The organism is Streptomyces sp. NPDC052043 (genome assembly GCF_044548235.1).
Taxonomy (GTDB): Bacteria; Actinomycetota; Actinomycetes; order Streptomycetales; family Streptomycetaceae; genus Streptomyces.
The window spans coordinates 1-25,577 of the sequence record NZ_JBIUBT010000025.1 but is presented as its reverse complement, the minus strand read 5'-3'; the positions used below and the strand labels follow the sequence as shown (position 1 = coordinate 25,577).

The following is a 25,577-nucleotide window of genomic DNA, read 5'->3' as shown; positions in this document are numbered from 1 at the left end:
ACCACCGCGTCCCGCCCGGGGTGTTCTCCCCGGCCTACCGCGCCGGCGTGTCGTATTTCGGTGTGACGGTGAGCAGTTCGGACACGTCCGAGCCGACCGGCACCTCCCGCGGCGCCGTGCCGCGGCGGAAGAGGCGCGCATTGTTCTCGCCGCCGATCGTGGCGTGGGTTCCGGCCACGCGCAGCCAGGAGCCCTCGCGCAGGCCGAGCACCGGCACGTCGTTCTCCTCGAGGAACTCCGTCAGGCGTTCCTCGCGCGTCTCACCCTTGTGCGTGGAGCCCGGGTCGGGGTCGAGGTAGTGCGGATTGATCTGGAACGGGACAAGACCCAGCGCCTCGAAGGACGGGGGCTGGACGATCGGCATGTCGTTGGTGGTGCGCAGCGTGGGAGCGGCCATGTTGGTGCCCGCGCTGGCGCCCATGTAGGGCAGCCCGTCCCCGACCGCCTTGATCAGCGCGTCCCGCAGGCCTGTCCGGTACAGGGCGCTCAGCAGCCGGAAGGAGTTGCCGCCGCCGACGAACACGGCGTCCGCCTCGGCGAGCCGGCCGACCGGGTCACCGCCCTCGTGCACCCCGTGCACGTCGACACCGGCCCCGGCGAGCGCGTCGCGCACCTTGGCGGTGTAGGCGTCGTGGTCGGCGAGCGCGTACGGCACGAACGCGAGCCGTGCCCGGGACGGCAGGAACGCGGTCACGGTGTCGAGGGCGTGTTCCAGGTAACCGCGGCCGTACTGGGTGGAGTTGGACAGGAGTAGCAGGTTCAAGGGAAATTCCTCACCATGGGTTCGTTGCGTCAGGCCGTGCGGGTGCGCGGGCGGCGGTGGTGCTGGGGCGGGTGCGTCAGCCGCTGCTCCAGCAGGCGGGCCGCCTTGCGCAGCGCGTCGAGCCGGTCCTCGGGGCCGTCCGGGAAGCGCTCACTCGCGGCCCCCAGGCTGAGGCTGCCGTAGGGCTCGGCGCCGAGGAAGACCGGCACGGCGACGGTGCCGATGCCCGCGTCGTACTCGCCGACCGTCCACGCGTACCCCTGCGCCCGCACCTGGCGGAACTCGCGTTCCAGCTGGTCGGGGTCGGTGACCGTGCGGTCGGTGAACCGGGCCATGGGCCGGCTGCGGAACAGCCGGTGGCGCTGCTCGTCGGCCAGGAACGCGTAGTACGACTTGCTGGTCGCCCCCGCGTGCGCCGGGTACAGCTCGCCGACCAGAGGGTAGTACCGCAGCGGCCCCTCCTCGCCCTCGACCGCCGCCACGCACCGCATGTGGAAGCTGTCGGGCAGACAGAACAGGACCGTGTCCCCGGTCGCCGCGCGCAGTTCCTGCAGGACGGGCTCCGCGAGCAGTTCCAGCGAGCCGGAGCGCTCCCAGAGCCGGCCCAGCCGCAGCGCGGCGGGACCGATCCGATAGCGGCGGGTCGCCGGATCCGACACCAGGAAGCCGCGCCCGGCCAGCGTGGACAGCAGCCGCTGCGCGACCGAGGTGTCCCAGCCGAACTCGGTGGCCACCTCCGTCACGCCCCAGTCGGGCCGTGTGCGCTCGAACGCCAGCAGCACCAGCAGGGCCCGGTCGACCGTCTGCAGTGCCCCGGCCGGGGTCTTCCGGTCGACGGGGATGTCAGGCACGGCAACTCCTCTCCGCAGGACGACCGCCTCTCCGCCCATCTCGCCATTCAGACCTGAATTGCAGATAACGGGAAACAGTTGCGAAGAAGGTTAACGGATCCCGAATCTTCTGTCAGCACCGCCCGAGGTGCGGATCAGGAGAAGCTGCCCATGTTGAAGTACGTCCTGGACATCGTGGATCTGCTGGACGATCCCGATGCCGACGGCAAGCGAGTCGCCGCCTACCTCGACTCCGTGGCGGGCCCCGCCGGCTCCGGCGCCCAGGTCACCACCGTCACCGGTGAGCGGGGCGCCACGGACTTCGTCCTCGTGCGCGTGCCGGGCCGCAGCGGCCGCAGCGGCGGCGGCACCTCGCGCACCCTCGGCGTGGTCGGACGGCTCGGCGGTGTGGGCGCCCGCCCGGAGATCACCGGCCTGGTCTCCGACGCGGACGGCGCGCTCGCCGCGCTCGCCACCGCCGCCAAGCTGCTGGACATGTGCCGCCGCGGCGACGTGCTGGACGGCGACGTGATCGTGGCCACCCACATCTGCCCGAACGCCCCGACCGCGCCGCACGACCCGGTGCCGTTCATGGACTCGCCGGTCGACATCGCCACCATGAACCGGCACGAGGTCACCGACGAGATGGACGCGGTGCTCTCCATCGACACCACCAAGGGCAACCGGATCATCAACCACAAGGGCCTGGCCCTGTCGCCCACCGTCAAGGAGGGCTGGGTGCTCAAGGTCAGCGAGCGGCTGGGGGAGCTGCTGGCCGTCGTCACCGGTGAGCCGTTGGTCACGTACCCGGTGACCACGCAGGACATCACCCCGTACGGTAACGGTGTACACCACATCAATTCGATCCTTCAGCCGGCCACGGCGACGGCCGCCCCGGTCGTCGGCCTCGCGGTCACCTCGGCCGCGGCGGTGCCCGGCTGCCAGACGGGCGCCAGCCACGAGACCGACATCGCGGCCGCCGCCCGGTTCGCCGTCGAGACCGCCAAGGCCTACGGCGGCGGACGCCTGGACTTCCACGACGACGTGGAGTTCGACCAGCTCGTGTCCCGCTACGGCTCGCTGGCGCACCTGCAGACCCTCGGCCGCGCACCCAGGGAGTCGTGATCATGGCCGCTCACCAGAACACCGCCGCCACCCCGGACACCGCCGGGAACAGAACCCTGGGCAGTGACGACTACTCCCTCGCCCGCGTCCCGCGCGACGAACGGCTCGGCTTCTGGACGATGCTGCTCCAGTGGCTCGCCCAGTCCGGATCGATCTCGCAGTTCACGCTCGGCGCCACCATCGGCGTCGGCATGTCCTTCGGCAACGCCTTCCTCGCCTTCACCCTCGGTGCCGTGATCCTGGAAGTCGTGATCTTCGCGATCGGCCTGGCCGGGATGCGCGAGGGCCTCGCCACCCCCCTGCTGACCCGCTGGGTCGGCTTCGGCCGCAACGGCTCCGCGCTGGTCAGCCTCGTCATCTCGATCAGCCTCGTCGGCTGGTTCGGAGTGCAGAACACGATCTTCGGCAACAGCGTCTCCGCGCTGGTCGGCGGCCCCTCCTGGCTGTGGTGCGTCGTCGCGGGCCTGGCCATCACCGTCCTGGTGGTCTTCGGCTTCCGGTACATGGCGGTCTTCGCGAAGATCGTCACCCCGCTGTTCTTCGCGATGGTCGCCTGGTCCGTCACCGACGCCCTGAGCAAGCACTCGATCTCCGACCTCATCCACTCGCCGGCCCCCGGCCCGGCGGTCCCGCTGTCCGTCGCCGCGACCGCCATCGCGGGCGGCTTCATGACCGGCGCGATCGTCGCGCCCGAGATGACCCGCTACAACAGGAAGGGCACGCACGTCTTCGTGCAGAGCGCCTCGTCCATGATCCTGTCCGAGTACATCGTCGGCATGACCGGTGTCGTCCTCGGCCACCTGGTGGGCAGCAACCAGGTCTCCCAGATCGTGCTCTCCACCTCCGGCGTCTTCGGTGTGCTGGTCGTCCTGATGTCCACGGCGAAGATCAACGACTGGAACCTGTACGGCTCCTCGCTCGGCGTCGTGAACTTCTTCCAGGTCGTCTTCCGCAAGCGCCTGCGCCGCGGCGCGGTCACCATCGTCCTCGGCCTCGCCGGCACCCTCCTGTCCGCGGTCGGCATCATGACCCACTTCACCGACTTCCTGTCGGTCCTGGGCGTGGCCATCCCGCCGGTCGGCGGCATCATCGTCGCCGAGTACTGGGTCGTGCGCCGTATGCGCGGACCGCTGGACGCCACCCGCGAGGCGCAGACCCTGCCCGCCACCTCACCGGTCTGGGTGCCGATGTCCCTGGTCATCTGGGCCGCGGCGTTCTGCGTCGGCAAGTTCTACGACGGCGGCATCCCCGCCCTCAACTCCCTGCTGACCGCCTTCGTCCTCTACTGCGTGCTCGGGCTCGCCGGCTGGATCAGGACGTACGGCACCACCACCCTCGACGACGAACCCGCCGACGGCTCCGGGCAGCCCCCCGCCGTCACCGGCACGGCCCCCGTAGGAGCGTCATGAGCACCACCCCCTCACTCGTCGCCGCCTCCGAGGAGGCCCAGCGCGAGGTCATCGAACTCTGCGCGGAACTGATCCGCTTCGACACCTCCAACCCCACCAGCAACGAGCGGGCCTGCGCCGACCGGGTCGTCGAGTGGCTGGCCGAGGCCGGCCTCGACTCGGAACTGGTGGAGAGCGCCCCGGGCCGCGCCAACGTCGTCGCCCGCATCCCCGGCTGCGACCCGGACCGCGGGGCCCTGCTCGTCCACGGCCATCTGGACGTCGTACCGGCCGACCCGGACGAGTGGCAGGTCCCGCCGTTCTCCGGTGAGATCCGCGACGGCTACCTGTGGGGCCGGGGCGCCATCGACATGAAGGACACGGTGGCGGTCATGCTGGCCACCGCCCGGCACTTCGCCCGCACCGGCACCCGCCCGTCCCGCGACATCGTCCTGGCCTTCCTCGCCGACGAGGAGGCGGGCGGCAGATACGGCGCGCACTGGCTGGTCGAGCACCGGCCCGAGCTGTTCGCCGGGGTCACCGAGGCGATCGGCGAGGGCGGCGGGTTCAGCTACGCGCTCGACGACACCCGGCGCCTGTACCCGATCGAGAACGCCCAGCGCGGCATGGCCTGGATGGAACTGACGGCCACCGGCCGCGCGGGCCACGGCTCCTCGCCCAACGACGAGAACGCGGTCACCGACCTCGCCGAGTCGCTCACCCGCATCGGCCGCCACACCTTCCCGATCCGCCTGATCGAACCGGTGCGCGCGCTGCTCGCCGAGGCCGCACGACTGAAGGGCGTCGACATCGACTTCGACGCCGAGGACCTCGACAAGGAACTCGCCAAGCTCGGTCCGGTCGCCGACTTCATGCAGGTGGTGCTGCGCAACTCCGCCAACCCCACCATGTTCTCTGCCGGTTACCAGACGAACGTGATCCCGGGCCGGGCCACCGCCCGCGTCGACGGCCGCTTCCTGCCCGGCCACGAGCAGGAACTCGTCGACACCATCGACGCGTTGCTCCTGCCGTCGGTCACCCGGCAGTGGGTCAACCACGACATCGCCATGGAGACCTCCTTCGACGGCGCCCTGGTCGACGCGATGTGCGCCTCCGTACGCGCCGAGGACCCCGACGGGCATCCGGTGCCGTACTGCAACCCGGGCGGCACCGACGCGAAGGCCTTCACGAAGCTCGGCATCCGCTGCTTCGGCTTCAAGGGCCTGAAACTGCCCCACGACCTCGGCTACAGCCGCCTCTTCCACGGCGTGGACGAACGCGTCCCCCTCGAGGGCCTGCGCTTCGGCGTCCGGGTGATGACCCGCCTGTGGCAGAGCTGCTGACCGACCCACCGCACCTTCGCGTCGCCCCGTGCGGCTCGGTGAGAGGAGACTCACCGAGCCGCACGGGGCTTTGGGGCACGGCACCCCGTCCTGGTCGCGTGACCAGGACGGGCAGCGCTGCGGTCGGAGAGGTGTCCGGCTCGGTGATGGACCTGTGGTGCCTCCGTTCACCAGACTGGGCGGATGACGACCAGCCCAGGCCCTGCCACCATGATCCGTGCTGTTCTCTTCGACTCGGGCGGTGTCCTGATGCAGCCGATCGGCGGACGTTGGAACCCGCGAGCCGATTTCGAGGAGACCGTCCTCGTCCATGCCCCGTCCATCACACCCCAGCAGTTCGCTGCGGCCATCGCCGCGGGCGACCACTTCTTCGCCGCCTCGTCGTCAACACCCGGCTACGACGACTACCACCGGGTGGTGCTCCGTCATCTTGGCGTGGACGCAACCCCGGAGCTGCTGACTGACCTGCGACGTGAAGTTCCACCGTCGACGTTCCTGGAGACCTACCCGGACGTCGAAGAGACCCTGGAAGGGCTGAACCGGCGGGGAGTACGGATGGCCGTGGTGTCGGATGCCTGGCCCAACCTGCCCGACCTCCACGCCGGGCTGGGGATCAGCCGGTTCTTCGAGGCGTACGCGATCTCAGCCGTCCTTGGCTGCAACAAGCCGGACCCACGTATGTACCATCACGCCAGCACGGCGCTCGGCCTCGCTCCGGCGCAGTGTCTGTTCGTTGACGACGACCCCGACCTGGTGACAGCGGCCATCAGACTCGGCTATGCGGGACGCACGATGTGCCGGGACTCGGCCGTCTCGGACGTGCCTTCCCTCACTTCCCTGACGCAATTGCTGGATCTCTTCTGACACATCCGACAGGGTCAGCCGCCGAAGCGCAGCCCGGTCCCGGTGAGGCAGCCGTTCAGCACGTCGCTGCGGTACGGGAGCTGTCGTAGGCCCCGCCGGACGGCGGCGATGAGCTCCTCGGGGCCGGTCCCGCTCCGGGCTCACTCGGGGACCCCGATCTTGTGTGCCGCCCACGTTCCCGATACAACCGTCTGAAGGGGGAGTGATGCTGGGTTTGCTGGGCGATCTGCTAGGCGGGCTGCTGGGAGGCCAGGCCGGGAATCGCATCGTCAAGAAGCGAGGCGAGCGGCTGGCTCAGGACGGGAAGGTCGAGTGCGGCCTCCGAGTCCTGTCCGGCAGCCACCCACGGGCGTCAGGCCAATGGATGCACAGTACCGCGCAGCTGTCACCTGGGCTTATCACCATGGGCGGAATCGTCGTCCGGATCACGAAGCTCGATGCAACGGACCCGAGGCGGCCCAAGGGCAGGGAAGTCTGGGCGGTGAGCCCTCAGACAGCCATCGTGCGAGTAGTCGCTTCGACGGGGGCGGTCCTTGAGTGGGCCGTGCTGGCCGAACAGTTGCCGTGGGCCCTGGAGCAGGTGCACGTGGCGGTCTGAGCGCAGGGCGAGGATGGCGCTCCTGTCGGATCCGGCTTCGAGATCTGGCCCATCCTTGTCAGGTCGATCATGGGGACCTGTGGGCATCGGTCAGCTCACCGGGGATGTCGGCTGACCGTCCGCCAGCGCTCGACGGTGACCGCCGCTGTCCGCCGCTGCTGGTGTCGGACACCAGCAGCCCAGTTGACAGATCTCGCTCTGGGAATACGACCTGATTCCGCACCTGTGATCAGGAGCGGATCATCGCTACTACGTGCTCCAGTTGCGTGTCCATGGCCCATAGCCATACCGGTCCATCAGACGATTCGCACTCGATCACCGAGACGCTTGCCGGGAGCCACAACCATTCGCGGCCCTCCTGCTGGCGTACTCGGGCAACACGCAGATCTGCCGGGACCTTACGGAGCCGAGTCCACGGCCAGCGAGGTTCCCATCGAAACTCGTCAGCATCAGCTCGTACCCGGCCCAAACTCCATCGGCGGCCCACGCTCGGCCGCTTGGCCCCGATCAGGAAGAGGGCTGCCTGCCCCGCCTTGACCCGTGCCATGGCCCGGCGCGATCGCCGACGGCGGATCGCCTCGCCGAGCAGCACGCCGAGCAGCACGCAGATCCCTGTAACCATGCGCGCAGTAAAACAGGTTGGTGACTGATCGCCAAAAGGTCGAGTCCACTGGCGGCAGTGACTTGATCGCCTGCATTGAGGGGCTGCGACTCCATGAGCGGTCGGCGTAGCGACTGCGGCCGGGACCGCCCGCCGCTAGGAGCGCGGGTCAGTAACGGGCAAGCGCTGGCTGGCCGTCGTCGGTATGGGTTCGGGTGGCTTCAGCGGGGTGTCTGGGAACGGAAGCTGTGGCCGAGCTCCGGGCCGAGTCCGTAGTAGTGGCGGAAGTTGTAGATCAGCGGGCTCCACATGGCCGGGTCGACGTGCTGAGTGCCGGGGACGACCATGCGCGGATCGGCGTGGACCTTGAGCACATGGGCTTCGACGACGAGGAACCCGCCGGCGACGTCAGGCTGGGCCCGGGCGGCACGGGCCTCCAGTTGCAGGGGGCATTCGGCGACCCGGGGCGGCCGGACCAGCTCGGAGGGCTCAGGTTGCAGGCTTGAGGCCGCGAACTTGTCCCGCTCGAATCGGAAGCCACCTCGCTTGTGCACGGGCACGGGGGTGCGCCCGGTGAGCGGCGCGAGCTGTTCCACCGCCGGCCACTGAGTCGGCGCGGGCAGGCTGATCACGAGCTCGGGTCGACTGCGGAGATTGTGCGCGGTCTGGCCCTCGACCCCCACGCCCAGGACGACCACCTGGCCCAATGCCCAGGCCGAGGACATCGGCGCAAGGTTGAAGGAGCCGTCCTCGTTCTCCGTGGAGAGCAGCACGACCGGTGTTCCGAAGTACAGGATGCTCGGCGTGATGGTCACGTGATCCGTCGAGATGTCGGCGGGCGCGCTGTCCGGCGTCATGGTGTTCATGGGATTCGACGGTAGGGCGGGGACTCTTCGGCGCGCGCCGAAGGATCGCTGGTGGATGATGGACGATGATGAACAGCCGTGACGCGCATGTCGAGGGCCCGGACCTGGCAGCCCTGGCCGGTCTTTTGGCCGACAGCACCCGCGCAGGGTTCTGCCTTGCGCTGCTGGACGGCCGGGCGTGGACCGCGATCGAGTTGGCCCGCCACGTCGGGGTTGCTGCCTCGACCGCGACCGAGCACTTGAACCTCCTTGTCACTGGAGGATTGCTGGCACAGGAGCGTCAGGGCCGTCATCGCTACGTTCGCCTGGCCGACCCCGCCACGGCGGAATTGATCGAGAATCTTGGTTCCATGGCTCCTCGACGAGCCGCCCCGCCCCACTCGCTGCCGGCTGTCAACCGCAGCCGGGCGCTGGCCCGTGCCCGCACGTGCTACGACCACCTCGCCGGCGCCCTCGGGGTCGCGATCACCACGGCCATGACCGATCGGGGACTACTGGACTGGGAGCAAGGGCTGGCACTCACCGGCAACGCGACCGCCTGGCTGGACGAGCTCGGCATCGCCGTTCCGCCCAACAAGCGGCGTCCGCCTGTCCGCTCCTGCCTGGACTGGACGGAACGCCGCCCCCATCTGGCCGGCACCGTCGGTGCCGCCGTATGCCGTCACGCCTTCGACTCCGGCTGGATCGCTCGGATCGGTACCGGCCGAGCCGTCGTTCTCACCGACACCGGCCGGCGCGCGTTCCGGGACCACCTCGGCCTGTCCGACGACTGGTCCGTTACTGACCCACGCTCCTAGCCTGACCGCGGCCGTGGGCGAGGAGGCCGAGCAACTTCCATCCCGTACGCCCGGCGGCTTCCGCGTGGAACGGCTTTAATCAGCAAGCGTCGGCGAGGTGTTCGCGGCTGTGGTGCTACGCAATTGCATCACACCGAGGGCGCAAAGCGCCGCGCCCAGCGCCGCCTCGACCAGATACGGCACGACGGGCTGGTCACCCCAGTTGAACAGCGTGCGATTGAGCGCCGGAAGGCTGACCATCGCCAGCACGGCGAGCGGCTCCAACACGAACAACATCCCGGTCGCCGGCAACGGTGTCACGTACCTCCGCCGGGCCGACCACGCACCGAGAGCGCCCATCGCCGGCCCGCTGAACAGACCCAGCTCGAACCAGTGGATGTTCCCCATGAACGCCAGTCGCAAGTCCCCGAGCACGCCGTGGTCGCCGAGGCCCGCGGTGAGCCCGAAGGCCAGGTAGAAACCTGCCAGGCCGATCATGGTCGCGATGGTCCCGACCGCCATCCCACGCAGAACGCCGCGGGCTCGCCTCGCCGGCAGGAACGCGAGCAGCAGCCACGGCGCCGACATGTTCCCGTACACCTGGCTGACCCCGTCCTCGGTGCCCTTCAACAGTGCGGCGGTCACACCGAAGACGAACGCGGCGGACAGGATCAGCAGGAGCGAACGAGAGCGCGACATGCCGGTGATCTTAAAGATGCCTGGCCAACTGCCGCTAGCCAGAGTGCCTCAGCGGTGGGAGGGACGACCTGCCGGATGAGTCGCAGGTCGATCACGGGGTCTCTTGGCGTCGGTCAACCGGGCCTACGCCTCGGCCGGGCGTCCGCTCGCAACGGCCTCGATCGCCGTTGTTCACGGCGGTTGGTGTCAGACGCTGATGTCAGGAGAGGGGGCCCTGGCTGCACCCGAGGCACACGTAGCGGTCGGCCAATGGCGGGCACTTGGTGCACCTCTGTAAGCACTTCTGGTGGCCCAGCTGTACCAGTTGTTTCTGGCTCCGCGATGTACCAAGTTGATCTGGCTCCACCGAGGATGAGCTCGCTGGAGGGTGAGGTCTGCGTTGCGTTGTCTGGGAGTGTGAGAGGGGCCGCGGGTGACCGCTGAAGTTGGGTGGCAAGGACTGAGCTTGGGACTCTTTCGGCGAATTCGGAGTGAGTTGATCAAGTCGGTGGACGGTCTCGAGGATGCTGCCCTCGACTGGAGGCCGTCGCCAGGCAGCAACAGCATGGGGTGGCTCACCTGGCATGTCGCACGAGGCCAGGACAGGAATCTGTCTGAGCTCATGGGTGATTCTCAGCGGTGGCTGTCCGACGGGTGGGCCGATCTTTTCGGCCGTCCTGCCGATCCGTCCGACACCGGTTTCGGGCACTCGTTTGAGCAAGCGGCGTCCTTCCGCAGCCCGGGGAGCAAGGGCCTGCTCGCCTATCACGGCGCCGTCCATGATCTAGCCGAGCATTACCTGTCGGCGGCACCTGACGACGATTTGGGCCGGATTGTCGTGAGTCCCACGCTGGGCAACGTGCACACGGTCGAGGAGCGCTTGCAGGGGCTGATCACTGACTCCTTCGCTCACTTGGGGCAGATCGCCATGCTCCGTGGCCTCACGTCTGGTTACCATCAGTAACGTGTCCTAGGGTGATCGTTACCAGTGTGGTCAGCTCCCATCTGGGGTCGGCGTTGCGACTTTGGCTGGGAGTTTCAATGACCCAGTCAAGCGTCGCACTCGGATCCTGGAGCCTCAGTTTGGAAGAGTGCGTATGCGGATCCGTGCTGACCTGGCGCGATGTTGACCTGCGCGAACGCAGGCGGCTCGCTGTTGTTCCCCGTAGCTTCCCGTTGGTCGCCGACCGTTCGGGCACAGAAGGGGCACAGCGCCTCAGGCCGCGAAAGTTCCTCAGTTCCTCTCGGCGCAGACGTCAGTTCCGTCACTCTCAAGATCCACGGCCACAGCAAGTGGCCAGACCAGTTCTCCAGAGCGCTCGCTCAGCTTCCGAAGTGGGCAGTTGGACAGCGGGCCCCTGCTCCGCCATGCTGCTTCGGCGATGGTGGGCCACCACTGGCTGCATGGTGAGAGGCGGGGATTGATGGAGCAATCGCAGGACACAGCTATACCGCCGGAGCGCATCCGCTACCGGTTGACGGGCCTCCAACGCTTGCTGCCCATGCTGCCCGGCATCATCGTCATGGCCTCCCAGGTCTTGTTCTGGTTGGACGGGGGACCGTCTGGTCCTGTACTGGTCTCAGGACTGACGTGGGGTGTCCTGCTGGGCGTGGTGTTGATCACCTCGCGGCTCTTCGGGGTCACTCTCACGCCATCGGCGGCCATCGTGCATAACCTCCGCCGCCGGACCATCCCGTGGTCGAACGTCCAAGCCATCCAGATCGAGTCTCTCTTCGGAAGCCGGACCGTCGTGATCTACGAAGCGGGCCGCCGCCGTACCCGCCTGCGGGCGCCGACCACCGCGTTCCTCAGCTGGGATCGCAGCTTCGAGGAGAAGTTCCACACCATCGGTAGGTGGTGGCTGGATCACCGCGGCCCGGACTGGGCTCCTGTCCCGCCGCCGGGGGCACAGTGGGGTGGGCCGCTGGTGCCCAACGGGAGCCCTGACGCCCCTCCCACGTAGTCAGCAGCTGATCCACGCACGCTCCGGGGGGCGGATCCTCAATAGTTAGGGCAAGCCCTGGGCGCCGTCCATAGGTTGGAACAGCGCCTGTCTCGGACACAAACTTGAAGATCTGACCTCATCCTTATCGGGTCGATCATGGCGGGCCTAGACGTCGACCATCCCGCGTTGTGCCTCGTCTCTTCGTCTGCTGAGGTTCGGCGCCGACCGCCACTGTTCGCGCTTGTTGGTGTCAGACGCTGATGTCAGCTCCTGCCGGATCCTGCTCAGAAGATCGCAGCAGTGAGCGTCCAAGCGCCAACGACAGCGAAGACAGCTCCGAATACCCTGCACGTGTTGTAACTCACTGGCTGGCAGGCATGTTGTCCGGTCCCGGTAGATGCTTGACGTTGTGGCTTCACGCGATGGTTGGCATGTCAGTCCCGCCAGGTGCTTGGCAAGCGGTGGGGCAGTCGGGCAGGCACGGCGGCGCCCCATGCGGAGCAGCCCCAGTGACAGTGCCGATCGCTAGTCTGTCCGCGTGATTCCCACCGACGATCGGCAGTTCCCTGCGGCCCTCGCCGCCGCTCTGGCGCTCTCGTCCGACTACGACGACGGCAACGGCGTCGACTTCGAGCCTTTCCCGGCCTTCCTGTCCGCCGAGGAGACCACCGACTGGTTCCGGGCCTGGACAGGCAACGCGGAGGTGGATGGCGACAACTTCCGCGTGTTCGGCCAGGACGGCACGGGCGGATATGCGGCGTTCTGGCTCATCCGCCCGCACCGCCCGCTCGTCGATCAGCCTGTGGTCTTTCTTGGTTCCGACGGTGAGACCGGTGTCGTGGCACGTGGCCTGGGTGCCTTCTTGTGGCTGCTGGCTGGTGGATACGGCCCTTGGGAGGCAGCCACCTCGTACGAGCCCGACTGGACCCCGCGCCACAACCAGGAACTGGCGGCCGTCGCCGAACGATTCGCGGCCGACTGCAAGCAGCCGGCGGTCGCCGTTATTGAGCAGGCGACCCGGGAGTTCCCGGACTTCGATGACGCGATGATGGAGCTCTGCCGCTGACTGGACGCGCACACGGCCGTACCTTGTTCCGCTGGCAGCCTCGTCTTCGTCGGGTCCCAGGGCGAGCAGTTGCGGCGGAGCAACTTCCGCGACGACTGGGTCAAGGCCCGGAAGGCTGCGGGCGTCACGGCCGAGCTGCACTTCCACGATCTGCGGCACACGGGAAACACACTGGCCTCCACGGCCGGAGCCAGCACGCGGGAGCTGATGACTCGCATGGGGCACAGCAGCTTCCGGGCCGCGCTGATCTACCAGCACACGACCAGTGACCGGGACCGGGCCATCGCGGACCTGCTTGGGACCATGATCCGGGAGGGCGGGGGAGAGGGCTCCGGTCACGGGGATAGGTAATGGCCTTGCTGTGATGGTCGAAGCTGGCGATGCTGGGCCGATGCCAGGGCAGCGCAAAAGGAGACGGCAGCAGCAGGACGAGGTGCAGCGGGCTGCTGCTCGTTTCGCGCCTGGTGCCTGAACCTGACAACCCCCACGATGCCCATTCCGTAGCGGTCTATCCCCGCAGGGGCAACAGTCCGATAGGCTACGTCAATAAGCAGAAAGCCCGTGCCTGGTCCAGGTTGATCGCCGAGGGATCGAAGCTCTCGGCGGTGAGCCTGAGGGGGACAGGGCCCGGAGCGAAGTGCGATGCACTGGCGGTTCTGGCTGCCGAACCGAGGGTGGTCGCCCACCTCCTATCGCCGCGGCCCTCGTCGCTCCCTCAGCCGGCGTCCCTCCGGTAGCGATCGACTGTCTCACGCGCTCAATGCCATCAGCTTGGGAAGCAAAGGTGATCTAGGGCTTTCTGCGGTCATGACCTGCGGTGGAGGGCCGTGGGAGTATGTCGGGCGAGTTCCTTGACTCCCCGCCGTTCCCCCTGGTTTCCCGCAGGATCTGGCACGCGTCTGCCACATGGGCACGCCCGTCTACCTGGGCAACCTGTCTTGCCGCTCTACGGATTCTGCCTGCCGAGACGCTGCCGGGCTAAGCTGCGGAACGGCACCCGGACCATGCCATTGGCAGGGCTATGCAGACGGTGCCGTCCGGGGTGATGCGGCCGAATGTTCCGATGGCTCGCGCCGCGGGAACCGACCGATTCTCCCAAGGGGGCCGGAGGGGCCATGAATCGTCTACTCGGTCTCGCAATGGTCTGGGTGGCTATCTATGGGTCGATCACCTTCGGGTCGGGGGAGTCCGGCGAGGATCGGCTGATGAGTATTGTCGCTGCGCTCCCGGCGTGGGGTTATATCGGCTTCCGTGTCAGGCGAGAGATCCGGGGGATCCGGGAGGACAACCGGTCGGCACGTATGCGCAGGGAGGAACGGAAGCGCATCGGGAGGGACGAACTGCTTGACGTCGTAACGCGGTTGGTTGCCCGCAGTTCGCAGCCACTGGAGTGCGGCGTAGCGGGGCATGGGGCAGGGCATCTATGTCTTGCCGTTTCCGGAAAGGTCGCGCTGGCCGATCTGGTCGAGGAGATCAGCAGTCGGTACGGGCCCTCGCGCAACCTCGCCATGGGTGGGTACGCCGATCCGGCGGTGGACGCGACTACAGGACTGCCCCTGCTCACCCCCTTCGGCAAACACGTGGTGGACATGCGAGCCTGGGCCTACGGGAGTTGGTGGATCGGGGCCGGGACCGCGGACAGCGGTGACGGCGTACGGCGCGTGGTGCTGGTCGCTGAACGGGCCGAGTCGGTCGTGTACGGGTCGCCGGCCGATGCCTCGTGGGTGGAGCGGGTCGTTGCCGTGACCGGCTGGGTCGGAGACAGACGGGTACGGACGATCGACTGGGCGGCTGTCGAGCAGCGCCTCGGCACTGCTCTGCCCAGCGACTACAAGCAACTCGCCGAGATTTTCGGTCACGGGGACTTCGACGGTTTCCTCAGCTTGTACGTTCCCGATGCCGGTGTCTCAAGCATGGACATCGTCGACCATGCCGAGTATCTGGCCCGGGATGCCTCTCAAGAGGGCACACACCTGTGGCGGCCAAATGACATCTACCCGGCTCCCGGCGGGCTCCTTCAGTGGGCTGCGTCCGAGCAGGCGGACCAGTTTTACTGGCTCACCGAGGGCAACGACCCTGAGGCCTGGCCCGTCCTGGTGCAAGAGGAGGATGCCGGCTCCTGGCGCCGGTTCGACTGCTCGGCCGCCGAGTTCGTCTTCCGCATGCTGACCGAGCGCGGGCATCCCTACTCGACCGCCCGGTATTTCGACACACACTGGTTTCAGAGATACGAACCGTGAGCGCGCGGTGTCCGGTCGGGCTGGGCGATGCACAGACGGCCCGGCCACTGGCAACTGGCGGCACGGGCATTTCAACCAGCGTCCCGTTCCCGGGATCGGCGCCGCTTCGGTCGAGGGCGGATGTCGTTGAGGGTCCAGCCTGCAGCCGCTATCACGCTCATCACCAACATGACGGCGGAAACGATCCGCAGCAGCCCCTCGCCATATAGGGCCTGGTAGCCGAACCAGGCCACAGCGATGCAGGTCATCGGGCCGTTGCCGAGACTCCTCAAGCGCGGATCCACGCGCACTCCCGAGTCAGGTACGCCCGCGAGCTGGGCCTCCTGAGTGTGGCATGAGCCTGCCCGCTTCCTGTACCCACCACTCTCCCCAGCTCCCATCCCGTCCGCCGTCGACCCACACACCGTGGAGCAGGCGTGGTTCAGGGCGTCAAGGTGGAGCGCGCCTGGCTATCCGGGCCAGGCGCCAAGCGTCAATCGTGCCTGCGAGGTTTGAAGTCGTAGGCAGAGGGCGGTAGTTCTACACCCTGCCGGTCGCGAGGGGCACGAAGAGCACTGGTCGGATCGTCCACGTGATGAGGGTGCTGGCCTTGGTGACGGACACCGTGCAGGGCTCGGCGCGCAAAAGGGCTCTCCTGGTCTCGATGCGACCGTTGTACAGCCACTCCCATGCCTCCTGGGACGCGTCGGGGTCGAGTGCCGGAGAGATTGTGCGCGGTGCGACCGCGACCCATCTGGTCTGCCTGGGGCGCCGAGTACACGTCGAAAGAAGCGCGGAAGGCTGGCTTCTCTGTCGTCTCCCCAAGACTTTCCGTCCAGCACTCACACCAGTAGCCGCGGGTGGGCTCCGCGCCGTGTGTCGGTGAAGGGCTCCGCGGTGACGGCGTGGCCGCTCTGGCTGCTGTGGACCACCACCACCCGGTGAGCGAGGACGCTGACCATGCCGAGCCCTCGGCCGTGCTCCCCCTCCTGGTCTTGGTCCTCGACCTTCGGTGCGGTGCCCGTGCCTCCATCGTCCGTCACGGACAGGGCGATCACTTGCGGGGAGACCGCGGGGGCCAGATGGAAGCTGCCGGATGTCTGGCCACTGGCCGTGTGGAGGATGGCGTTCGCGCTCAGCTCGCTGACGATCAGCTCGTTCACGCGTGTGCAGGTGGTGAACCTGCGCGGGTACGACCCGACCCCCGTCCCGCCGGAGGACGCGCTGGAGGCGCTGCTGCGAGCCCTTGCGACAGCTCGTCCGAGCACGCCTGCTCGCCCAGAACAGCCAGGCGCGCGACCGCTGGTTCATGTACGACCTCTTGCGCGTCCACGCCCAGGAACAGGCTCGCATCACCATGGACCGTGACCGAACCGAACGCGAGAATCTGCTCGCCACCACCCACACCCACGCCCGCACACAGATGCATCCGGTGCCGGACCGTCCCGGGTTCGGGAAGCGCCGTGGCGGGGGCAGCTCGGTGGCAAATCCCCTGGTGGATCGATCACCACCACCTCAACAGGGGGCTATCGCAACCCGTGGCGGCCACTGTGACGAGACCCGCACCGCCCTGTTGGCGCTCGGCGCTGGCGGCTTGGCGGTGACGCGTTCGATGAGGGCTTGGTCGGCGGGTCCGGCGGGTTCAGCCCTCGTACGTGAATTCGTCGTGCGGGCTGGTAGGCGACGTGGCCACGCCGACCGCCACGGTGACGTCCACCGTCTTCGGCTCGACCAGTTCGTGCTTCGGCACCGTCGCGACGATCTCGGTCGGACTGTTGACGGTGAACCCATCGGCGGGGGTCTCCTTGAACCGCACGGCAACGGCCCACTTCTTCTTGGCGTCGAAGCCCGAGCCGGTGATGGTGACCTGGTTGCCGATCTTCCCGCTGGACGGGCTGACCTCGCTCACTACGACGGGCGCGGGTCCGTCGTAGGCGAACTGCCCCAGCGGAACGGCGGGCGATGTGCCGAGGTTGGTGGTGACACGGACGTCGACGATGCCGGTCCCGTCGGGAGCGCTCGCGATGATCTGCTTACCGGACGTGTCGAGGCTGAACTTGGCGCACGGGATCGGGCCGAAGTCGACTTTACTGTCCTTGTCGAATCCGCTGCCGGTGATGGTGACCTCTGTCTCTCCCTCTCCGGAGGTGGGGTTCACCGCGGTCACCATCGGCCCGGCAGGGACGTTGGGCGCGCCCAGCAGGTCCAGGTATGTGGAGTTCGCGTGCTGGAACGCGACCTGGCCCAGGAAGTCTGCGGTGGTCTGGTTGACGAGCGTCTTGTCGTGCTTCGAGTAGTTCGGGTTCAACGGCTTTTCGGTGCCGGGCTGGACGTATTCGTTGCCCTTCCGGAGCCCGATGATCACATCCAGCAGGCTCTTCACCTCTGCGTTGGCCTTCGGTCCCGGTAGTTTCGGGTCCCAGTACCAGTGGTCCCTGGCGTACAGCAGATCGGACTCGACCCAGGCCTGCGGGACCATGTCGTACTCGTTGAAGTAGCGCTCGTTCAGACTCCACGGCCGGGAGTTGACGTACTCGGCGAAGCTCTGCAGGCCGGCGGTGGGGGCGGCGAAGGTGATGAGCGCGAACTTCGGATTGTTCGGAAACGAGGGCTGGGCTTGGAGGTACGTGGCCAGCATGGTGGCGATGCAGCCGCCGAGGCTGTGGCCGGTCACGTAGACCGTCGGCTGGGGCTTTGCGGACGTCAAGAGGCTCTTGAGTGCTTGCGTGAGGGTCGGGCCACCAACGGGGCGCGCAGTGGCGATCTGAGTGAACGCGGCCATGGCGCCGGCCGAGACGGCGATGTCCTTCGATCCGCCCGCGGTGAACGGCACCACCGTGCCGACGTCGAGGTCCTCCATCATGTCGATGGGATTGGCGATCGTGCCGCGCACGACCACGGCGATCTGGCTCAAGTCGGAATTCGAGGCGATGTAGGCGAGGTTCGCGTTGTCCGGGCTGAGCGCCAGCCACATCAGCGCCCACTTGCCGCCCGTGGCGAGCGTCGAGTCCTTCAGTTGCGCGGTGATGCCGAGGCTGGCGCGCTGGCTCTGGTCTTGCAGGGTTTCACCCGACGGGCGCGGGGTTGCCGCAGTGGCGGCGATTGCGGCGAGGGTCATAGTGACCTGGGCGGGGGTCGGGTCCGACTGGGTCGCGTTCGTCATACGTGCTCCTTGCGTGTCACCGGGGTCGAAGTGGGCCGCGGCGGCCGCACCGTACGCGCCGGGATCACTGGGTTGCGGACCCGTGTCGGTGTGCCACTCCGACTGTCGCGTTGATCGTGTTCATCCCGCTTTCGCGGTGCAAGCCGCCCGAGCATTCCGCGGCTCCATGAGGCACCCGGCTCCCCGCCGTGCCGCGGGAGCGGCATATCGCGCTCCTTCGTGGGACTCGGCCTCACCGTGGCCACGAGCTGCCGGGGCGCTGTCTGCCCACTAATCCCAGTCTGCTTCTCGAGTGCCGCCCTCGCGACCCCAGCATGCCGTCACCGCCCAGATCACTGCCTTCGAGCAGGTCATCGACCGCATACGACGCTGCTTGGCTGCGCTTCCTCCGCGGCAGCAGGTGGTGGCGGTGTGGGCGCTTTGGAGGCGCGGGGCGCGTTGACGCCGGATCATGTGCGGTGGGCGGCAGCCTCGGCGGGCCGGTCGCTGCGGACGGTGCAGTGGTGGCTGCAGACGGTCCCGCGTGGAGGGCCGTATCGGTCCCAGGCCGCGGCAGGGGTTCACGGTGACCGTCGACCTTCACACACGGCTGGCTGTGAAGACTCGATTGTCGCGCAGGAGCGCCCCCAGCACGCTGGCCCGCCGACGGGCCAGGGCGATGATGGGGCTGGACGTGCTTGCAGCCTTCGCCCCACTCCTTGAGGTAGAAGTCCCGGTTGGCCCCTCGCGGATGATGCTGGTCTGCGCGGAGGTGGCCTGAACCGCAGGTAGCTGATCTTGCCTCCTGTGATGTCACCCCGCGCCACGGTGTTGGTCAAGGGCTGTGGGGCGTTTGGTGTGCCCGTATGATGAAGGGCGCCCACGCCCGGCGAAACGAATGCCGGACTCTCCGAGGCCACGGTCCCACCCGCCCAGGCGCGTGAGGCCCGACAGGGCCCGGAGGCCCGCGAGTAGTACCGGAGAAACCGCGATGACCGGCTCTCGACTGGCCAAAGCACTTGTGGCCGTCCTCTCCTTCACCGTCCTGGCGCTGCTCAGCCTTTACGTGGTGGGGAGGTTGACCGCGGACTCCACTCTGGGAACCACCGCCCGAGCAGCCGTGGGCGGTCTCCTCGCCAGCGCAACCCTGGGCCTGCTCAGGTACCTGAGGGGCCTCGCTCGTGCCGGCCGCCAGAGCAATGAGGGCAGTTGAGCAGATGCAGCTTGCGAGAGTACGGCAGGCCGCGTCGCCGGATGGCCGGCCGGACCTCCACCTGCGGTGCTGGTGCACAGACGTCCGCGCTTGTCGGCCGCTGTACGTCGGCGTTGTCAAGTTCGATGGCTGCAGCGTAAGTCAGGATGTCAGTGGCGTGATGTTCACTGAGCCCCATGGAGGATTCGGAAGTCGTTGCCGCCATCTGGAAGACCATTGACTCATCCAGTGTGGGTGGACCACCGGTCATTCTTGAGGCGCCGGGGGGCACAAGCCTGAAGGAACTGGTTGCCGAAGTGGGCCGGTTCGTAGGCAGGCCCCGCAACCTTGCCATGGACGGCTTCACCGACCCGTCACTCACTGAGCGCACTGGACTGCCGCTCGTCGAGCCGTTCGGGGACGAGCTGCAAGAGATGCGGGGCTGGGCCTACAAGTCTCACTGGATCGGTTGCGGCAGCATCGGCGCCTCACACCGAGAGCGCGTGGTCGTGGTGATTGCCCATCGTGAGGACCCTGCGGTCACCGGGTTCCCCGAGGGTGCCTCCTGGGCCGAGAAGCTGTGCATCCTCACGGGTTGGGTACCGGTGCCGCAACCGGCCGTCGACTGGCCTGCCGTCGAGGCCGATCTCGGCACCCCGCTGCCGAGGGATTACAAGGAGATCGTCGACCTCTTCGGTCCGGGCGGCTTCGACGAGTACGTCGACCTCCTTGTCCCCGGAGCCCTGGGCATGGACCTCGTGGTGTGGGCCAAGAGACATGGCGATGCCAGCGACCTGTGGGAGCCCTATGCCGGCTACCCGGCACCGGGGGGTCTCTTGAGATGGGGGTCGTCGGAGCAAGAGTTCGATTTCGTCTGGCAGAGCGGGACGGCCGATCCGGACGACTGGCGCGTTCTCGTGGGCGAGTTCGGCGACTGGGAGCGATTCGATTGCGGTCTGGGTGAGTTCCTCTTCCGCATGCTCACAGACGTGCAGTACGGGTTCCCCACAAGCCACCTGCACGCTCACTTCTTCCAAAGGTACGGTCTCCGATCCGTTGAGGGATGACTCAGCCGCAGCGCTCCTCGCACCGCGCTGAGCATCGGCATGCACCCAACGGTGGTATTCACGAGCGAGGGTTCAGTTTGAGGTGATCAAGTCCCTGAACTGGCCCTCAATGGCGCTCCGGGTGGGAGTAGAACCTGCGACACCCACTTGAGGAGAGAGGCCGGGAGATCTTCCGGGTGAGCTGAGGGTCGCCGGCCGAGGCAGCGAGCGAGTACTTGACCGCGGGGCACCGGTGTTGATCGTGGCTGACCCCGGTATCTGGCACGGTTGTGGCACGGACTGCGCTCGTCAGCCGCTAGTCGTGCCGGGGCGGGGATCGGCCGACCGGATGCAGTCATTGAGGGCGGCAAAGGACACTGGTGGACCAGCCGCCGCGCGAACCGCGCTCAGGCTGACGCTGTCCGAGTCCAGGGTGGCGACTACTGAGCGGGGGAGTACGTAGAACTCCCACTGAGCCGTGTCGAGTGGTTCGTAGACCGCGTGTTCCCGGGCAGTCTGGACGGCGAAAACGTAGACGTCGGCGTTGTACGACTTTGCCTCTGAGTAGCCTCCATCGGGTGACCACGTGCGAGCGCGGATCCCACTGAAGCGGATGTGAGACACCGTGCGCTGCTCAAGGAGATGTTCCCCGTGCCACAACCGTGCCAGAACGAGCGGGGAGCCACGGGGAATGGCAGGCGCCAGCAGGGCATGGACCTCACGCTGGCCGGAATGCTCCTTCCGCAGGTCAGTCGCCAACCCGCCCCACCTCGCTCCTAAAGTGCTTGTCCAGCCCGCTTACCGAGTCCACACCCGCTGGAACTCCTCGACCGGGATGGTCTCCAGCAGGTCCTCTTCAGGGTCAATCGCCTGGTCCGTCAGGAATCCGTGCTCGTCCTCCAGGTGCTCCCAGCTGTACCGGTGGAGTTGGCCGGCCGAAGTCAGCTCGGCTTGCTTGACGGCGATCAACTCGCCGCGATCGGGTACGGCCTCGAAGTACCACAAGCCGCCCTCCTCGTCAGTGCCGCGGAAGTGGTGCCGCAGGGTGGTGTTCTCATCCAGTGCTCGGAAGTACGCCACGGTCTCTGCTTGGATGCGTTCCAGGTCAACCACGGGGTCATCGTGCCAGCGAGCGCGCGCGGGTTGCTCCGCTCTGCCATCTACGCGTGACATCAACGACGCCGGAGGCCAGCACTCCTGGGCGGTCCGACACGGCTAGTGTGACCGGGTGGTTCCCCGGCAGTGCCGAGGATCGATCGAACTCCTAAAGCGGTGGCGGGCGTGGCAGTCTTGCCCCTGAGGCCGTGGCTTCAGATTCCGCCCTCTGCCGGCACACGAAACACCGGGCCTCGGGCACTCAGCAGCCCGGGCACGGTCCGCCACAGGTCTGCCCCGTTCGCCCGCTCCCATTCCGCGGTCGCCCGGGACTGCGCCCACTGGGTCACGGCCACCGGAACCAGCATCAGGGGCGGCATCAACTGATGCGATGCCAGGCCGATGAGCATCATCCAGCAGACCGCTCCACCCACGAATCCGGCCGTGCGCCGTAGCGACAGCCGCTGCGCCGCGTCCTGGCCGGTATGCGGTTGTTCTTCGGTGCTGTCGATCCACGCGGCATGCTCGTACGCGCGGCGAAGCCGGGCGGGGAGACGGAAACGCAGCAGCAGTAGCACCAGGGACGCAAGAGCCGCCGCAACTGCTCCCACCAGGAGGGTCTCCAGCTGGTGAGCCGTACCGATCAAGACCAGCAGCAACCCTTCGCACAGCACCGCGCCCGCGCCCATCATCAGTGCGGACGTCTGCTGGAAGTACACCACCCTTATCAGCCCGGGTCTGGCGTCCTCGGTCATCGCCCCAGCTCTCTGCCCGTACACCCGCACGGGCAGAGACGACCCAACACCGTGTGGAACGCAGCGTCAACAGGCCGCGTGTCAGAACATCGCCAAGACTGTCGGGCTCAGCTCCTCGGCGCGCACAGAGCAGCCGCAGGCGTGGGCGCAGGTCTTCACGGTTGGCACGGCCCTCACTGCAGCGGTGAGGTGAAGGCTTCCGGTACAGCAGCGGAGTACAGCAACCACAGCAGCCAACCCCGCCCAACAGTGTCCCTTGCAAGTGTCGACACGACCGCTATGACCGTCGCTGACCGATCCACACAGAGCTACGGGTCAGAAGGTCACACCGCTCACGAGACGGCTCGGCCATACACCCGGCGGTCTCAGTTCCCGTCTCATTCAGCCCCGTTCACAGTCGTTCAGGCGGGACCCGAAGCCGTCCCAGCGCCGAGGGCCAGGCGGCCATGAACGAAGGTGAACGCCCGTGCACGCAGCCCTGGCAGGCGCCAACACAGTTGGAGAGCGTGTGGGCCAGCAGCCGCTACTGCCTCGCTAGCTAGGCCTGCTGAGGTGGATCACGGAACGCTCCCTGACCAAGACGCTGGGACATAAGAACAAGATCAGCGTCAACAAGGTCTGGAATCGCTACCGTGCCACCTGGCAGACACCTGCTGGCCCCCGAAGGGGCCTCCAGGTCAAAGTCGAACGCGGCAAAGGAAAGAAGCCGCTGGTCGCCCGTTGGGGCGGAGTCTCGCTGGCACGAAGGACCACGAGGGTAACTCTCAAAGACGAGCTTCCGGTGGTATGGAGGAAGCGTCCCGCAGAACTCATCGACCGGCTCATGTCCGGCCGTTGTGAACTCTGCAAGGCGCAAACAGAAGTCGAAGCGCACCACATTCGACGTCTGAGTGACCTCCGCCCCGGGAGTCAGGTTCAACAGCCTGACTGGGCAACGCAGATGGCATCACGCCGCCGCAAGACCCTGATCGTCTGCCGTGACTGTCACAGCGGAATCCACAGAGGACTTTCCGTTCGGCAGGACTCGATGGAATCGACGCTGGAGAGCCGGGTGCGGTGATAAGTCGCATGCCCGGTTCGGTGGGGGGCCGTCGGAAAAGGGTCCGCATCAGCGGACACCTCGCCGGCGGCCTACCCTGTGGGGCCAGCAAGTCAGCAGTAAGGAGACTGGAATGCCAGGAGGCTGTCGCCGGTGAATACCGACGAGCTGGAATGGGCCTTGATGAAGGCCGAACGCCGGGTACTGGAGATCCAGACCAAGCTGCACCGTTGGGCTGTAGATGATTCTCATCGCAGGTTCGACGACCTGTTCAACCTCGTGGCCGATCCCGCCTTCCTGTTGGTGGCGTGGGACCGTGTCCGGGGAAACAAGGGTGCCCGCACGGCCGGAGTGGATGGGAAGACCGCCCGCTCCATCGAAGCCGGGCAGGGAGTCGAGGCGTTTCTCGACAAGCTGCGGACCCAGGTCAGAGACCGCAGCTTCCATCCGGTTCCTGTCCGCGAGCGGATGATTCCCAAGGCGAATGGCAAGCTGCGTCGTCTCGGGATTCCGACCGTGGCGGACCGAGTGGTCCAGGCGTCCTTGAAACTGGTGCTGGAGCCGGTATTCGAAGCGGATTTCCTCCCGTGTTCCTATGGGTTCCGCCCGAACCGCCGAGCTCACGATGCGATCGCGGAGACTCGCTACCTCGCCAGCCACGGATACGAGTGGGTGGTGGAGGGCGACATCACGGCGTGCTTCGCGCACACCGTCTCCGGGACCGGGCACGGGCGGCGGGAGTCCCGCTCGCTCAAGACCATGGCCATCGCGGCGAACCTGGGCGGGATCGCCTTCCCGGAAGCGCGGCTGGCCTTGCGCATCCACCGGCGCCGCCAGGAGAGCGGCAAGCGACAGGCCCGGGAGACGGTCTACGCCGTCACCAGCCTCGACACCCACCAGGCCAGCCCTGTTGACCTAGGCGGATACGTGCGCGGGCACTGGGCAATCGAAAACTCCAGCCACCATGTCAGAGATGTGGTGTTTGCCGAGGACGCCTCCACCGTCCACGCCGGCAGCGCGCCGCGGGCGATGGCTGCTTTGCGGAACCTGGCCATCGGCAGGCTGCGGCTGCTGGGAGCGGACAACATCGCCAAGACCACCCGAGCGATCCGGGACGCACCCGAACACGCCGTCTGGATCTGGGGCATCACCGACAGCCCGCTCCTACCGGGAACTTGAACCCGCCCTGCGCTCCGGGGGCTTCGTGACTTGTACGGCCGCACGAGTGATCAAAGGGTGAATGACGTTTACACTTTGCCCCTATTTGAGCAATCCTCTTCGGTGTCTGCCCGATCTGGGGCAGAGCAACGGAGGAGAACACATGCGGAACGTCCAGAAGCTTGCAACGGTGGCCGTGGCCACCTGCGGAATCCTCTTCGCCGGCATCGGCGGGGCCAGCGCTGATACCCGTAACGGGGACGACAACGAGGGGGACAACATCCCCGTGCTCAGCGACATCCACCACCTCGACTGGGATCACTCGCCCTTCTGCGGAATTCAGATCAACACTGAGGACAGCAAGCAGAAGACGTCATGCCCGGCGGTGCACCAGGAGAACACCTCTGACAGCCCGGTCTACATCGTCACCTTCGGATCCTGATCCTTCATAGCGGTCCGGCGATTCTCCCGCCGGACCGCTATGGCTTGTCGGGGCGCTGGCAGGCAGGTCAGCGGCCCGGCTGTCGTGTCGGGTAGGCGCCCAGGGCTTCGGCATGGTTCGACCTCGCCCCTTTTGATCACGTCAGGCCGAGGAGGGCCTGTCGGTCGGGCTTGATGCCAGACCTGACCGGCGGAGACCGGGGGCGATGTTGCGGACGCCGCAGGCCGGCGGGCCCGAAAGCCGTCGTGGCGGAGGTGCCACCGTTCGGCGTTGACGGCAGCGCTGACGGCAACGCCGGCACACAGACGCACATGACCGCTGACCTGAACGATCAGAGCGGGCGGCCGTCGGCCCTCCTCGCGGCGGGGTGCCCGATCCTACGGATCAGAAGGTCACGCAGCTCACGAGACGGCCCAGCCACAGACCGGGCCGTCTCAGTTCCCGTCTCATTCAGCCCCGTACAGGGCCGTTCAGAGCGGGCCGTGAGCGAGGCTCGTCCCGGCACCCGGTCAACCATGAACACAGGCACAGAGCCGGACAGCGCCTTGCTGTCCACCGCGATCGCCGTGCTGGGCGCCGAGCCGGTGCCGCCGGTATCGGTGTGGTCGCGTTCGGCCAGATAGGCGCCGATCACGGCGTCCAGGG

Annotated in this window: 24 protein-coding genes and 3 pseudogenes; 16 read left to right on the top strand and 11 right to left on the bottom strand. The window is 67.3% G+C overall.

Annotated elements, in window-relative coordinates; genetic code table 11:
- Positions 1 to 34 precede the first annotated feature (34 nt).
- A complete protein-coding gene (gene pepE / locus ACIHCX_RS37310) occupies positions 35 to 763 on the bottom strand; it encodes a dipeptidase PepE (RefSeq protein ID WP_400037711.1) in 729 nt (242 codons plus the stop codon).
- A gap of 29 nt (positions 764 to 792) precedes the next feature.
- Positions 793 to 1,653, bottom strand: a complete 861-nt coding sequence (locus ACIHCX_RS37305) for an IclR family transcriptional regulator (RefSeq protein ID WP_400037709.1) — start codon at positions 1,651 to 1,653, stop codon at positions 793 to 795.
- 111 nt (positions 1,654 to 1,764) lie between these two features.
- Here ACIHCX_RS37305 and ACIHCX_RS37300 point away from each other — a divergent pair, with 111 nt between their 5' ends.
- From ACIHCX_RS37300 to ACIHCX_RS37285, 4 genes are all read left to right on the top strand, one after another.
- The gene (locus ACIHCX_RS37300; protein ID WP_400037707.1) at positions 1,765 to 2,718 is read left to right on the top strand and encodes a DUF1177 domain-containing protein; all 954 of its coding nucleotides are present in this window, start codon (positions 1,765 to 1,767) and stop codon (positions 2,716 to 2,718) included.
- A gap of 2 nt (positions 2,719 to 2,720) precedes the next feature.
- Positions 2,721 to 4,127 (top strand): cytosine permease, encoded by a 1,407-nt coding sequence (locus ACIHCX_RS37295; protein ID WP_400037705.1) that lies wholly within the window; start codon positions 2,721 to 2,723, stop codon positions 4,125 to 4,127.
- Positions 4,124 to 5,449 (top strand): M20/M25/M40 family metallo-hydrolase, encoded by a 1,326-nt coding sequence (locus ACIHCX_RS37290; protein WP_400037703.1) that lies wholly within the window; start codon positions 4,124 to 4,126, stop codon positions 5,447 to 5,449. The genes ACIHCX_RS37295 and ACIHCX_RS37290 overlap by 4 nt, the downstream gene beginning before the upstream one ends.
- A 183-nt stretch (positions 5,450 to 5,632) precedes the next feature.
- Positions 5,633 to 6,313 (top strand): HAD family hydrolase, encoded by a 681-nt coding sequence (locus ACIHCX_RS37285; RefSeq protein ID WP_400037701.1) that lies wholly within the window; start codon positions 5,633 to 5,635, stop codon positions 6,311 to 6,313.
- A 14-nt stretch (positions 6,314 to 6,327) separates the two neighbouring features.
- Here the strand turns inward: ACIHCX_RS37285 and ACIHCX_RS37280 are convergent.
- Positions 6,328 to 6,435: pseudogene (locus tag ACIHCX_RS37280) on the bottom strand (DDE endonuclease); the annotation flags it as partial.
- Positions 6,436 to 6,518: 83 nt separating this feature from the next.
- Here ACIHCX_RS37280 and ACIHCX_RS37275 point away from each other — a divergent pair.
- Complete coding sequence (locus ACIHCX_RS37275; protein ID WP_400037699.1) at positions 6,519 to 6,911, top strand: hypothetical protein; 393 nt, start codon at positions 6,519 to 6,521, stop codon at positions 6,909 to 6,911.
- A gap of 822 nt (positions 6,912 to 7,733) precedes the next feature.
- Here the strand turns inward: ACIHCX_RS37275 and ACIHCX_RS37270 are convergent.
- Positions 7,734 to 8,378 carry a flavin reductase family protein gene (locus ACIHCX_RS37270; RefSeq protein ID WP_400037697.1) on the bottom strand — a complete coding sequence of 215 codons (645 nt, stop codon included), beginning with the start codon at positions 8,376 to 8,378 and terminating at the stop codon, positions 7,734 to 7,736.
- A 68-nt stretch (positions 8,379 to 8,446) separates the two neighbouring features.
- On the opposite strand from ACIHCX_RS37270, the gene ACIHCX_RS37265 reads away from it, so the two are divergent.
- Complete coding sequence (locus ACIHCX_RS37265) at positions 8,447 to 9,175, top strand: ArsR/SmtB family transcription factor (protein ID WP_400037749.1); 729 nt, start codon at positions 8,447 to 8,449, stop codon at positions 9,173 to 9,175.
- 75 nt (positions 9,176 to 9,250) lie between these two features.
- Here the strand turns inward: ACIHCX_RS37265 and ACIHCX_RS37260 are convergent, their stop codons facing one another.
- Entirely contained in the window at positions 9,251 to 9,853 is a 603-nt protein-coding gene (locus tag ACIHCX_RS37260) for a hypothetical protein (protein ID WP_400037695.1), read from the bottom strand.
- A 412-nt stretch (positions 9,854 to 10,265) separates the two neighbouring features.
- Between ACIHCX_RS37260 and ACIHCX_RS37255 the strand changes: the two genes are divergently transcribed.
- From ACIHCX_RS37255 to ACIHCX_RS37230, 6 genes are all read left to right on the top strand, one after another.
- Entirely contained in the window at positions 10,266 to 10,796 is a 531-nt protein-coding gene (locus ACIHCX_RS37255; protein WP_400037693.1) for a DinB family protein, read from the top strand.
- 460 nt (positions 10,797 to 11,256) lie between these two features.
- Positions 11,257 to 11,796: a hypothetical protein gene (locus tag ACIHCX_RS37250; protein WP_400037691.1), complete on the top strand. Its 540-nt coding sequence runs from the start codon at positions 11,257 to 11,259 to the stop codon at positions 11,794 to 11,796.
- 520 nt (positions 11,797 to 12,316) lie between these two features.
- On the top strand, positions 12,317 to 12,844 hold the full coding sequence (locus ACIHCX_RS37245) for an SMI1/KNR4 family protein (RefSeq protein WP_400037689.1): 528 nt from the start codon (positions 12,317 to 12,319) through the stop codon (positions 12,842 to 12,844).
- Positions 12,845 to 13,195 (top strand): tyrosine-type recombinase/integrase, encoded by a 351-nt coding sequence (locus ACIHCX_RS37240; protein ID WP_400037747.1) that lies wholly within the window; start codon positions 12,845 to 12,847, stop codon positions 13,193 to 13,195.
- 29 nt (positions 13,196 to 13,224) lie between these two features.
- Complete coding sequence (locus ACIHCX_RS37235) at positions 13,225 to 13,581, top strand: HIRAN domain-containing protein (RefSeq protein ID WP_400037687.1); 357 nt, start codon at positions 13,225 to 13,227, stop codon at positions 13,579 to 13,581.
- Positions 13,582 to 14,049: 468 nt separating this feature from the next.
- Positions 14,050 to 15,084, top strand: a complete 1,035-nt coding sequence (locus ACIHCX_RS37230) for an SMI1/KNR4 family protein (protein WP_400037685.1) — start codon at positions 14,050 to 14,052, stop codon at positions 15,082 to 15,084.
- Positions 15,085 to 15,556: 472 nt separating this feature from the next.
- Here ACIHCX_RS37230 and ACIHCX_RS37225 read toward each other — a convergent pair.
- The 3 genes and pseudogenes from ACIHCX_RS37225 to ACIHCX_RS37215 form a co-directional block, all read right to left on the bottom strand.
- A pseudogene (locus tag ACIHCX_RS37225) lies at positions 15,557 to 15,928 on the bottom strand (hypothetical protein); the annotation flags it as partial.
- Positions 15,906 to 16,226 (bottom strand): ATP-binding protein, encoded by a 321-nt coding sequence (locus tag ACIHCX_RS37220; RefSeq protein ID WP_400037683.1) that lies wholly within the window; start codon positions 16,224 to 16,226, stop codon positions 15,906 to 15,908. The gene ACIHCX_RS37220 and the pseudogene ACIHCX_RS37225, both read right to left, overlap by 23 nt.
- A 479-nt stretch (positions 16,227 to 16,705) precedes the next feature.
- Positions 16,706 to 18,226, bottom strand: coding sequence for an IPT/TIG domain-containing protein (locus ACIHCX_RS37215; protein ID WP_400037681.1), 1,521 nt, complete (start codon positions 18,224 to 18,226; stop codon positions 16,706 to 16,708).
- Between the two features lie 1,368 nt (positions 18,227 to 19,594).
- On the opposite strand from ACIHCX_RS37215, the gene ACIHCX_RS37210 reads away from it, so the two are divergent.
- A complete protein-coding gene (locus ACIHCX_RS37210) occupies positions 19,595 to 20,464 on the top strand; it encodes a hypothetical protein (protein ID WP_400037679.1) in 870 nt (289 codons plus the stop codon).
- A 777-nt stretch (positions 20,465 to 21,241) separates the two neighbouring features.
- Here ACIHCX_RS37210 and ACIHCX_RS37205 read toward each other — a convergent pair.
- On the bottom strand, positions 21,242 to 21,556 hold the full coding sequence (locus ACIHCX_RS37205; RefSeq protein ID WP_400037677.1) for a hypothetical protein: 315 nt from the start codon (positions 21,554 to 21,556) through the stop codon (positions 21,242 to 21,244).
- Positions 21,557 to 21,753: 197 nt separating this feature from the next.
- Complete coding sequence (locus tag ACIHCX_RS37200; RefSeq protein ID WP_400037675.1) at positions 21,754 to 22,293, bottom strand: hypothetical protein; 540 nt, start codon at positions 22,291 to 22,293, stop codon at positions 21,754 to 21,756.
- Between the two features lie 823 nt (positions 22,294 to 23,116).
- Here ACIHCX_RS37200 and ACIHCX_RS37195 point away from each other — a divergent pair.
- From ACIHCX_RS37195 to ACIHCX_RS37185, 3 genes and pseudogenes are all read left to right on the top strand, one after another.
- Complete coding sequence (locus ACIHCX_RS37195; RefSeq protein WP_400037673.1) at positions 23,117 to 23,353, top strand: hypothetical protein; 237 nt, start codon at positions 23,117 to 23,119, stop codon at positions 23,351 to 23,353.
- A 132-nt stretch (positions 23,354 to 23,485) separates the two neighbouring features.
- A pseudogene (locus tag ACIHCX_RS37190) lies at positions 23,486 to 24,034 on the top strand (reverse transcriptase domain-containing protein); the annotation flags it as partial.
- Between the two features lie 619 nt (positions 24,035 to 24,653).
- Positions 24,654 to 24,932, top strand: a complete 279-nt coding sequence (locus tag ACIHCX_RS37185; protein WP_400037671.1) for a hypothetical protein — start codon at positions 24,654 to 24,656, stop codon at positions 24,930 to 24,932.
- Positions 24,933 to 25,263: 331 nt separating this feature from the next.
- Here the strand turns inward: ACIHCX_RS37185 and ACIHCX_RS37180 are convergent.
- The coding region (locus ACIHCX_RS37180; RefSeq protein WP_400037669.1) for a hypothetical protein at positions 25,264 to 25,577 on the bottom strand (314 nt) is incomplete at its 5' end.

What these genes read in the sequence shown, in the direction of transcription:
- ACIHCX_RS37305 (WP_400037709.1), bottom strand. Translation starts at nt 1,653, where the DNA reads ATGGGCGGAGAGGCGGTCGTCCTGCGGAGAGGAGTTGCCGTGCCTGAC.
- ACIHCX_RS37300 (WP_400037707.1), top strand. Translation starts at nt 1,765, where the DNA reads ATGTTGAAGTACGTCCTGGACATCGTGGATCTGCTGGACGATCCCGAT.
- ACIHCX_RS37295 (WP_400037705.1), top strand. Translation starts at nt 2,721, where the DNA reads ATGGCCGCTCACCAGAACACCGCCGCCACCCCGGACACCGCCGGGAAC.
- ACIHCX_RS37290 (WP_400037703.1), top strand. Translation starts at nt 4,124, where the DNA reads ATGAGCACCACCCCCTCACTCGTCGCCGCCTCCGAGGAGGCCCAGCGC.
- ACIHCX_RS37285 (WP_400037701.1), top strand. Translation starts at nt 5,633, where the DNA reads ATGACGACCAGCCCAGGCCCTGCCACCATGATCCGTGCTGTTCTCTTC.
- ACIHCX_RS37275 (WP_400037699.1), top strand. Translation starts at nt 6,519, where the DNA reads ATGCTGGGTTTGCTGGGCGATCTGCTAGGCGGGCTGCTGGGAGGCCAG.
- ACIHCX_RS37270 (WP_400037697.1), bottom strand. Translation starts at nt 8,378, where the DNA reads ATGAACACCATGACGCCGGACAGCGCGCCCGCCGACATCTCGACGGAT.
- ACIHCX_RS37265 (WP_400037749.1), top strand. Translation starts at nt 8,447, where the DNA reads ATGAACAGCCGTGACGCGCATGTCGAGGGCCCGGACCTGGCAGCCCTG.
- ACIHCX_RS37260 (WP_400037695.1), bottom strand. Translation starts at nt 9,853, where the DNA reads ATGTCGCGCTCTCGTTCGCTCCTGCTGATCCTGTCCGCCGCGTTCGTC.
- ACIHCX_RS37250 (WP_400037691.1), top strand. Translation starts at nt 11,257, where the DNA reads ATGGAGCAATCGCAGGACACAGCTATACCGCCGGAGCGCATCCGCTAC.
- ACIHCX_RS37235 (WP_400037687.1), top strand. Translation starts at nt 13,225, where the DNA reads ATGCTGGGCCGATGCCAGGGCAGCGCAAAAGGAGACGGCAGCAGCAGG.
- ACIHCX_RS37230 (WP_400037685.1), top strand. Translation starts at nt 14,050, where the DNA reads ATGAGTATTGTCGCTGCGCTCCCGGCGTGGGGTTATATCGGCTTCCGT.
- ACIHCX_RS37215 (WP_400037681.1), bottom strand. Translation starts at nt 18,226, where the DNA reads ATGACGAACGCGACCCAGTCGGACCCGACCCCCGCCCAGGTCACTATG.
- ACIHCX_RS37210 (WP_400037679.1), top strand. Translation starts at nt 19,595, where the DNA reads ATGGAGGATTCGGAAGTCGTTGCCGCCATCTGGAAGACCATTGACTCA.
- ACIHCX_RS37200 (WP_400037675.1), bottom strand. Translation starts at nt 22,293, where the DNA reads ATGACCGAGGACGCCAGACCCGGGCTGATAAGGGTGGTGTACTTCCAG.
- ACIHCX_RS37195 (WP_400037673.1), top strand. Translation starts at nt 23,117, where the DNA reads ATGTCCGGCCGTTGTGAACTCTGCAAGGCGCAAACAGAAGTCGAAGCG.
- ACIHCX_RS37185 (WP_400037671.1), top strand. Translation starts at nt 24,654, where the DNA reads ATGCGGAACGTCCAGAAGCTTGCAACGGTGGCCGTGGCCACCTGCGGA.